Raw genomic sequence first — 2,211 nt, 5'->3', positions numbered from 1 at the left:
TATTTCGCCCCGTTGAAAGGCAAGCGCTTCCCCCTTAGCTCAGTTGGTTAGAGCGACGGACTGTTAATCCGCAGGTCCCCCGTTCGAGTCGGGGAGGGGGAGCCAATTCTAAGAATTTCATAGACATCTCAAGCTAATTCCACTACTCTTGCCCGTATAACTAAAGCATTGGTTTATTTCTTAATGCGCTATACTTAGTTTATTAATCAAGGACTTGATTCCTTTCCTTTTGAATTATTAAAAGACTGAACACATGGCTGGATTTAAAAAACTTATTTTTATACAAATTATTTCTTGGCTACTCTGTGTAGCAGCAGGAAGCTACCTTATATCCATCAGCTTCGATAATGCGGTAAGTGATGCACAAAAAAAGTGCGCAAATGACGCTTACTAAGTATATTAATGATATTTCTTTAGACGATATCTCTGCACAAAACTTAAAACAATCAATTGCAGATGGTAAAACGTTTTCAAGCTTTACTCTAAGAGATTACCAAGGGGCTGAAATATTTAGTATTAACACCCCTACTCAATTACCAATATTCGCTGATTTTGTACTATCACGCTTTAACTCCGTGCGCCCTCAGTTTTCTGTAAATGATGCTGCTGATATAAAAGTTGAGTTTGTGCTCAACATCGAGCATTTAGCGTCGCAACTCCAAACATCCCTTTTTATCGTTATTTTGATTTCTGCCATTTTAGTTATTATTCCAATAATTCTTATGAAATCTATTTTTTACCATTTAAATAAAAGTATAAGCACAACGGTTGCTGACATTATTGACATTTATATTAATCAAAACCAAGTTGATAATGATTTAGAAACAGCATTAGATGGCACTCCATTGAAAAAAATGGGAAAAGATTTAGTGCCTAGCTTTAACCGCTTGTCACACTTTTTAAAATCCAAAAGCGAAGATATTCAAAGCGCAGCGATGAGCATTAAGCAAGAAGCGTATAAAGATGTCATTACTTCGCTTGGAAACCGTAATATGTTTGTTGAATATTACGAAAAAAATATAGAAAACAGCGAACAAAGTACATTTGGCTCTTTAGCTATGGTTCGTTGTAGCGAGTTACAAGCGATAAACCAAAGCCGTGGTTACCAAAAAGGCGACGAATATATTAAAGGTGTTGCCGATATTATTAAGCATATAAGCGGTACATATACAGGAAGTCAGGTATTTAGATTAAATAGCTCTGATTTTGCTGTTGTTCTTCCTCATACACCACTAAAAGAAGCTGAACGCTTTGGCGAAAACTTACAATCGCGCTTTACTCAGTACCAGCAAAACCAAGAGCTAAGCTCTGTAGCCAACACAGGTATTGTAGGCTACGAAAAAGGTAAACCTTTGGGGGAATTGCTTTCTGTTGTTGATAACGCGATGAGTATGGCGCAATCAAAACAAGTAAATGCATGGCATGTTCAGCGCGAAACAGATTTAATTAATAACATAAGTGCAGGTTTTGGTAATCAAAACTGGCGTAAGGTTATTAACGAGGTCATTGAATCTAAGCGTGTTCATTTGGTTATGCAAAATATTATGCCACTGGGTAAAAGCATAAAAGCCTACGCTGAAGTGCAAGTAAGATTTAAAACAGAAGATAATCAAGTTCTGCCTACGGCATCATTTTTAGCCATGGCAGAAAAACTTGATATGGCAATAGAGATAGACCGACTAATAATAGATTCTTCTCTTGAAAAAGTAAAAAGCCGAAATTTATCTGAAAAGTTTTTTGGTTTAAATGTAACGGCCTCAAGTGCACACAACGATCAGTTTGTTATTTGGTTGGAACGTCGTTTATTAAAAGATACCCATATAGCATCTAAACTTGTTTTTGAAGTCAGTGAATTTGGACTACAACAAAACATTAAAGCAAGTAAACGATTTATTGATATGGTGCACAGAGTGGGCGCCCGCGTTACTGTTGAACGCTTTGGTGTTGGCCTAACCTCATTTAAGTTTTTCCGCGATTTAAAACCCGATTTTATTAAAATGGATGCAAGTTATACTCGCGGCCTAGAAGATGATAAAAACAATCAGTACTTTATGCGCTTGATGGTCGATTTAGCACATAGAATAGGTGTAAGTGTATTTGCTGAGGGCGTTGAAAGCCAAGAAGAAAAACACATAATAGAAACCTTATGTCTTGATGGCGTACAAGGTTATTACATAGAAAAACCTAAAGATATTTAATTAATTCTCAATT

1 tRNA gene and 1 pseudogene are annotated in these 2,211 nt (G+C 36.5%); both read left to right on the top strand.

The window, feature by feature from the left end:
* The first annotated feature begins 28 nt into the window (after positions 1-28).
* A tRNA-Asn gene (locus tag P20652_RS08220) sits at positions 29-105 on the top strand.
* A 148-nt stretch (positions 106-253) separates the two neighbouring features.
* Positions 254-2,198: pseudogene (locus tag P20652_RS08225) on the top strand (EAL domain-containing protein).
* Positions 2,199-2,211: the final 13 nt, after the last annotated feature.

This window comes from Pseudoalteromonas sp. BSi20652 (genome assembly GCF_000239855.1).
GTDB lineage: Bacteria > Pseudomonadota > Gammaproteobacteria > Enterobacterales > Alteromonadaceae > Pseudoalteromonas.
Note: the sequence above shows the minus strand (reverse complement) of the source record. Positions and strands in the feature narration are given on the sequence as shown.